Consider the following 6524-nt stretch of genomic DNA (forward strand, 5'->3'; position numbering starts at 1 on the left):
AGCGCAGACTGCCTGGTCAGCGGGGCAGGCCACCGGACGGGGCGGGCCGTCCGCCGGGGGCCGCCGGCCGGGGGGGGGGGGGGGGGGGGGGGGGGGGGGGGGGGTCCCCCCGGCCGGGGGGCCCCCCCCCCCCCCCCCCCCCCCCCCCCCCCCCCCGCGGGGCGGGGCCCCGGCGGACGGCCCGCCCCGTCCGGTGGCCTGCCCCGCTGACCAGGCAGTCTGCGCTATCGGTCCGGCTGTGTCAGAGTTGAGCCATGAGCTCGAACCCACTGCGTCCCTCCGGCCGTTCGCGCTATCGGCTGCTCGCCGCCGCCGCGGTGGCGGCGGCCGGTGGCACCGCATGGCTGGTGCGTAGTAAACGCCCGCAACCGCCCGAGCCCGCGGCCGCGCCGCCGCGTATCGGCCAATCGCGTCCCGGCGTCGCGGCGCCCGCCACGAACGGCGCCGCCGCGACCACCGAGAGCTGATCCGTCAGCGGCTGACCGTCTTGCGGTATTGCCGCAGCGCCAGCGGAACGAACACCGCCAGGATGATGACCACCCAGATGAGGGTCGTCGCGACGGGATGCTGCAGCGACCACGCCTCCGATACGTCGACACCGGGTGCGGAGTTCCCGAACAGGTCACGAGTCGCCTGAGTGAGTGCCGATACCGGGTTCCACTCGGCGAAGATCTGTAGCGGTCTCGGCAGATCCTGCAACGGGACGAAGGTGTTGGCCAGGAAGGTGAGCGGGAAGATCACCATGAAACTCGCGTTGTTGAACACCTCGGGGGTGTGCACCAGCAGCCCCACCACCGCCATGATCCACGAGATGGCGTAGGCGAACAGCAGCAGCAACGCGTAGGCCAGTATCGCGTCCAGCAGCGACCCGCGGATCCGCCAGCCGACCACCAGACCGGTGAGCGACATGACCACCAGGCTCACCACATTGATCACCACATCACTGACCGTGCGGCCGATCAGCACCGACGACGGCGCCATCGGCAGCGACCGGAACCGGTCGATGATGCCCTTCTGCATATCCTCGGCGAGACTGAGCCCGGTGAAGGTGGATCCGAACACCACGGTCTGCACGAAAATGCCGGCGATGAGGAACTCCCGGTAGCCGCCCTCCAGGCCCGGAACCTTGATCGCGGTACCGAAAATATAGGCGAACAACAGCACGAACATGATCGGCGAGAGCGTGCTGAAGATCAGCACATCCGGCACTCGCTTTATCTTGATCACATTGCGCTTGGTGACGGTCAGGCTGTCGCTGACCATCATGGACAGCCGTTCCCGCAGACCGAGCGATTCCTGGGGAACGCCGGCCGGTGCCACCGCGGTCATCTGCTCTTTCCTTCCATGACTTCGAGTTCACCGGCGTCCGGCGCAGTGCCCGCAGCTTCGGAACCGCCCTTTCCGCTACCGAGATCGCGGTATTCGCCGCCCTCGTCCGCTTGTTCCTGCGCCTCGTGGCCGGTGAGCGAGAGGAAAACATCGTCGAGCGAGGGGCGCCGCAGTCCCACATCGTGGATCCGCACGCCCTGCTCGGTCAGCCGTCCGATGGCGTCCACCAGCGCCTGCGAGCCGTTGCTCACCGGCACCACGACCCGCCGCAGGCCGGGCTCGAGATGGATATCGCCGTCGGCCAGCGGGCTCAGCGCCTGCTGCGCGACGGCCAGGTTGTCGGCATGGTCCACAGTCAGTTCGATCCGGTCCCCACCGACCATGCTCTTCAACTCGTCCGCGGTGCCGCGGGCGATAACCCGTCCGCGGTCGATCACGGCGATGGCATCGGCCAGGCGGTCGGCCTCCTCCATGTACTGGGTGGTGAGCAGCAGGGTGGTCCCGGCCGCGACCAGTTCCTCGATGACATCCCACAGATCCAGCCGGGCTCGCGGATCGAGGCCGGTGGTGGGCTCGTCGAGGAAGAGCACGGGCGGATTGGCCACCAGAGCGCCGGCCAGGTCGAGCCGGCGGCGCATACCACCGGAGTAACCGCGCACCGGCCGGTCGGCGGCATCGCTGAGCCGGAACCGCTCGAGCAGTTCGCGGGCGCGTTCCTTACTGCGCCGCGTACCCATGTGATAGAGCCGCCCGACCATTTCGAGGTTCTCGAAGCCGGTGAGGTATTCGTCGACCGCCGCGTATTGACCCGACGCACCGATCCGCGAGCGCAACGCCCTCGGCTGCGCGAGCACATCGATCCCGGCGACCGTCGCACGGCCGGCATCGGGTACCAGCAGCGTCGTGAGTACCCGGACAGTGGTGGTCTTACCGGCGCCGTTGGGTCCCAGCAGGGCGGTCACGGTGCCCTCTGGCACGGTGAGATCGAGCCCGTCCAAGGCGCGCACTCGCGGACCGTAATGTTTGACGAGACCCTCGGCGACTATTGCGTCGGGCATATTTCTCCTGAAGTGGGTGAGGTGCGGGGCAGAGGTTTCGCCGGTGCCCACAGGGCCACCGACCGCAAGCGCATCCGGCGATCGGCCGTACTGTGCGCCAGTATTGTCGCGACCGCTGGTGTTTTCATCCGATTTATCCGGTTGCCCGGCCGCGGCGCATCCCGCACGCGAAAAAGGGCCGCACCCCGGCCCGGCTGTGCTCGGGGTAGCCGGTACGAGGTGCGACCGGTTTCGATCCTCGCGGCCGCCGGGCGCGCGGTCGCGCGTAGCGGACTACTCGAATCGGCGGCCCGCCGTACTCGAATGCGGGCCGGGTCACCGCAATCGAGAGAGCGCCGGAGTTCACAACCGGTGTACACAGCCGCATAGTCGCATCGATCACCGACAGGTTCGGGGCCCCTGTCCGGCACCGTCGTCGCAGCTCGCGACCCGGCCCAGACAACTGTGATCCGGCCCAAAAAAAGTCGGAAACTACTGGGCCTCTTGTGCGCGCAAATACGGATCATCGCGTAGGATCGAACGCGTCGGCCCCTCCCCCCCGGGCCGACCTTACGCGGGCCTCGGCTAACTCCCCCCCTTCGCCGAGGCCCGCTCTCATGTCCGGGGTCGGTCGCGATGCGCCCCCTGTCCTCCCCCTGCCGTTTGCCGTCCCGGTCTTTCACACCGCGATATCGCTCCGCCGAATCACCACTCCGCAATGGTGAGAGAGATGGAGTATCATCGTCTCATCAGATCGATGCAGTAGATCAAGGGAGATCCGCATGACCGCGTCCGTCGACGTCGCAGCCATCGACACCCACGCGCCGGCCGAGCGCCGGCCGTTCGGTCCCGGTACCCGCACCTGGGAAGAAGTCGGGCTGATCACCTTCTCACTGACCGCGGGTTCGGCCTTCCTCCTGCAGACCATGGAACCGTCGATTTCGGCGGTGGTCGATGCCCACTCCACTTTCCGTACCGACCCCATCGGCCGGGCCCTGCGCAGCCTGTCGGCGGTGATGATGTGGACCTATGGCGGCGAGGAATCGCTCGGCGAAACCGATCGGCTGCGCAAAATGCACGCCACCCTCAACACCACCGACGCCAACGGGAAACGGCACACCGCCCTGTCCAGCGGCCCGTGGGCCTGGGTGCTGCACACCGGCACCTTCGCGTTCGCCGAGAACGCCAAGTATTTCGCGAAGCGGCCGCTGACCACCGCGGAGAAGGAAGACTACTACCGCGAGACGCTGCAGCTGATGCGGAACTTCTACGTACCGCCCAAGGAGCTGCCGGCGACCTACGCGGACTTCGAGAAGTTCTTCGCCGAACAGGTGGAAAACCATCTGGAAGCCACCCAGACCGCGCAGGATTACCTGAAGGTCATCCGGACGATCGCCCCGCCCGCCCAGCTGCCGCGGGCCCTGCACCCGTTGTGGCGCGCCCTCACCGGCCCGTTCGGCCGCATGCAGCACTTCGTCACCGTCGGCACCACCCCGGAGGTGGCACGGCGCAAACTGGGACTCACCTGGACCGATTCCGATGAGCGCAAACTGCGGATCCTCGGCTGGTTCATCGCCCGCCTGGTTCCGCTGCTGCCGGAACGGCTGCGCTACTTCCCGATCGCCTACGAGGCCCGCAAACTCGAACGCGACAAGGCCCGGCTGCGCAAGGTGATCGACACCCGGCCGCTCTGATCGACGCGAGGGCCCCCGGAACGGCGCACGTTCCGGGGGCCTTCTGCTGCCTCGATACACTGCGGAAAGAGCCGCGAACGTTTAGGAGAACCACCCCGTGACCAGCAGCACGACCACACTTCCCGACTATGAACAGGTGGTCCGGCTGCCGCGCGAACTCGGCCCGATCCGCGTCCCCGAAAGCTTCCGGGACGAAAACGACCATATGAACATCCGGCACTACTTCGACCTGTGTGTCGACGCCGCGGGACAGATGTTCGAACGGGCCGGATTCACCGACAATTACCGCTCCGCGCGCGGCAACGGGGTCTTCACCGCCGAACACCACATCCGCTATTACGCCGAAACCAGGGTCGGCGAAGAGGTTTCGGTCTACGTGCGCGGAGTGGCCCGCTCCGACAAAGTGGTGCACGTGGTGGCGATGTTGTTGAACGACACCACCCGTCGCCTCAGCTGCACCCTCGAGATCACCGCGATCCATGTGGATCTGCGCACCCGCTCGGCGGTGCCGTTCGCCGCCGATATCGCCGCCGCCATCGACCGCGAGCTCGAATCCACCGAGGCGGATTGGCCCGTGCCGATCTGCGGCGCAATGGGAGTACGCCGCTGAACTCCCGGGGACGCGTTATGCCGGATCGGCTCCGGCCCCCTGGTCGGACCGGCCGGACGATACCGGGCGAACCGTGACCGCCTCGTGGCCACGCGGGCGGGCGGTGCTGACGAACACCACCGGCTGCCCGGCGTGCAACGTCCGGTAGCCGTCGGTTTCGATACACCGGTACTCCACGAAGACCTGCTCGGTCCCGTCGTCGGGTTTGATGTAGCCGAACCCTTTCTCGGAGTCGAACCAGAAGACTCTCCCCCGTCTCCAATCCGCTCGGTCGATCCCGGGTGCGACAGCCTCCGAAGGGGTCATTACCAGGTCTTCTCCACTCGTGATTTCAGGGTCGACACCCTCAAAAGTACGCTCGGTGCCGGTGGACGTCACGATCGGTTCCCTCGGCACACCGATACGGTGCACATGTGCCAGAAGCATCCTTCCTCACCGACACCCGCACCGGCTACGACACCATCGCGGCGGCGTACGCCGAACAGTTCGCCGACGAACTCGACGCAAGCCCGTGGGAACGCGCGATACTCACGGCCTTCGCCGAAGTGGTCGGCCCCGGGGAACCGGTCGCCGATATCGGCTGCGGCCCGGGCCGGGTGACCGGTTTCCTCGCCGAACGGGGTCTGGCGGTCCGCGGGCTCGACCTGTCGCCGGCCATGGTCGAGCTGGCTCGGCGCCGCCATCCGGATATCCGGTTCGAGGTGGGTTCCATGACCGCGCTCGATATCTCCGACGGCTCGCTCGCGGCGGTGGCCGCGTGGTACTCCCTGATCCATATTCCGCCCGCCGAACGCCCCGGGGTGCTGGCCGAATTCCACCGGGTCCTGCGACCGGGCGGACGCGTACTGCTCGGGTTCCAAGCCGGCACCGAGACAAAGCATTACGACGAGGGGTTCGGGTTCGCGGTCTCGCTCGACTTCCACCGGATCGCCCCCGACGGGCTGGCCGCGGAAGCGGAAGCCGCCGGCTTCGCCGTCGAGATGCGTTTCGTGCGAGCACCCGCCGGCACGGAAACAACCCCGCAGGCGGCACTGCTCCTGCTCCGCTCGAGTTGATAGGCCGGTGTTATGGCATCGGGAAGATCTTGATCCCTATCATTTCGATGCGATCAAGATGAGCTGAGCAAGCCTCGGATAGGTCGGCTATGGCCCGGTCATAACGATTCTTGACGCAATCATTTCGATAGATAAACCTGGTCAGGTGGTGATCAAGAAGAACCCGCTCGGCCCGACAGGTACTACTGTCCGGGAAAATATCCTGCGCTATCGCACCCGGCTGAACCTGGGCTATGCCGATCTCGCCCGCAGGCTCGAGACCCTCGGGCGTCCCATCCCGGTCTTGGGTCTGTCGCGGATCGAACGGGGCGAGCGGCGGGTCGATGTGGACGATCTGATGGCGCTCGCGGTCGCCCTGGGAGTTTCGCCCACCAGCCTGCTGCTGCCGGATACATCCGATTCGGACGCGGCCGTCAGCGCCACCGGAATCGACGGCACCGCCGCGGATCTCCTCGGCTGGTTCCGGCTGCACACCCCCTCGGCCCATATCGGCAAGCCCGCCGGGCAGCGATTCGTCCGCGACGCCATCCGCTTCATCGCCGACGCCCGCCCCCGCTGGGATATCGAAAGCCTCACCCTCGAAGAGCTTCCCGGTGTCGGACATCAGGAGTACGCCGCCGAGATCGCCCAGAAGTCGCGCCGGGCGGATATCGAGCCCGGCCACTGATCTGCGCCGCGGGGGGGGGGGGGGGGCGGGGCGCCGCACGGCCCCCCCCCCCGCCCCCCGCGGCCCCCCCCGGCCCCCCCCCCGGCCCCGGCCCCGGCGAGAGGGCCCGGGGCGCCCGCGCGGCCGAAAAAA

At 67.7% G+C, this 6524-nt stretch carries 8 protein-coding genes; 5 read left to right on the forward strand and 3 right to left on the reverse strand.

What is annotated here, in order from left to right:
• Positions 1 to 254 precede the first annotated feature (254 nt).
• On the forward strand, positions 255 to 467 hold the full coding sequence (locus QH276_RS02115; protein WP_280398498.1) for a hypothetical protein: 213 nt from the start codon (positions 255 to 257) through the stop codon (positions 465 to 467).
• A 4-nt stretch (positions 468 to 471) separates the two neighbouring features.
• On the opposite strand, the gene QH276_RS02120 is transcribed toward QH276_RS02115, so the two are convergent.
• Together QH276_RS02120 and QH276_RS02125 are read right to left on the reverse strand one after the other, a co-directional pair.
• The gene (locus QH276_RS02120; RefSeq protein ID WP_280398505.1) at positions 472 to 1266 is read right to left on the reverse strand and encodes an ABC transporter permease; all 795 of its coding nucleotides are present in this window, start codon (positions 1264 to 1266) and stop codon (positions 472 to 474) included.
• Positions 1267 to 1325: 59 nt separating this feature from the next.
• A complete protein-coding gene (locus tag QH276_RS02125; RefSeq protein ID WP_280398499.1) occupies positions 1326 to 2387 on the reverse strand; it encodes an ATP-binding cassette domain-containing protein in 1062 nt (353 codons plus the stop codon).
• Between the two features lie 761 nt (positions 2388 to 3148).
• On the opposite strand from QH276_RS02125, the gene QH276_RS02130 reads away from it, so the two are divergent.
• Together QH276_RS02130 and QH276_RS02135 are read left to right on the forward strand one after the other, a co-directional pair.
• Positions 3149 to 4060, forward strand: coding sequence for an oxygenase MpaB family protein (locus QH276_RS02130; protein ID WP_280398500.1), 912 nt, complete (start codon positions 3149 to 3151; stop codon positions 4058 to 4060).
• 97 nt (positions 4061 to 4157) lie between these two features.
• A complete protein-coding gene (locus QH276_RS02135; protein WP_280398501.1) occupies positions 4158 to 4670 on the forward strand; it encodes a thioesterase family protein in 513 nt (170 codons plus the stop codon).
• Between the two features lie 15 nt (positions 4671 to 4685).
• Here the strand turns inward: QH276_RS02135 and QH276_RS02140 are convergent, their stop codons facing one another.
• Positions 4686 to 4976, reverse strand: coding sequence for a cold-shock protein (locus tag QH276_RS02140; protein ID WP_280398502.1), 291 nt, complete (start codon positions 4974 to 4976; stop codon positions 4686 to 4688).
• Between the two features lie 107 nt (positions 4977 to 5083).
• On the opposite strand from QH276_RS02140, the gene QH276_RS02145 reads away from it, so the two are divergent.
• Both QH276_RS02145 and QH276_RS02150 read left to right on the forward strand, forming a co-directional pair.
• A complete protein-coding gene (locus QH276_RS02145; protein WP_280398503.1) occupies positions 5084 to 5725 on the forward strand; it encodes a class I SAM-dependent methyltransferase in 642 nt (213 codons plus the stop codon).
• Positions 5726 to 5870: 145 nt separating this feature from the next.
• Positions 5871 to 6392, forward strand: coding sequence for a helix-turn-helix domain-containing protein (locus QH276_RS02150; protein WP_280398504.1), 522 nt, complete (start codon positions 5871 to 5873; stop codon positions 6390 to 6392).
• Positions 6393 to 6524 lie beyond the last annotated feature (132 nt).

The organism is Nocardia carnea, assembly GCF_029869215.1.
Classification (GTDB): Bacteria; Actinomycetota; Actinomycetes; order Mycobacteriales; family Mycobacteriaceae; genus Nocardia; species Nocardia carnea_B.

Bases quoted from the DNA above. Each gene is read 5' to 3' on its own strand.
- QH276_RS02115 (WP_280398498.1), top strand. From the start codon at position 255: ATGAGCTCGAACCCACTGCGTCCCTCCGGCCGTTCGCGCTATCGGCTG.
- QH276_RS02120 (WP_280398505.1), bottom strand. From the start codon at position 1,266: ATGATGGTCAGCGACAGCCTGACCGTCACCAAGCGCAATGTGATCAAG.
- QH276_RS02125 (WP_280398499.1), bottom strand. From the start codon at position 2,387: ATGCCCGACGCAATAGTCGCCGAGGGTCTCGTCAAACATTACGGTCCG.
- QH276_RS02130 (WP_280398500.1), top strand. From the start codon at position 3,149: ATGACCGCGTCCGTCGACGTCGCAGCCATCGACACCCACGCGCCGGCC.
- QH276_RS02140 (WP_280398502.1), bottom strand. From the start codon at position 4,976: ATGACCCCTTCGGAGGCTGTCGCACCCGGGATCGACCGAGCGGATTGG.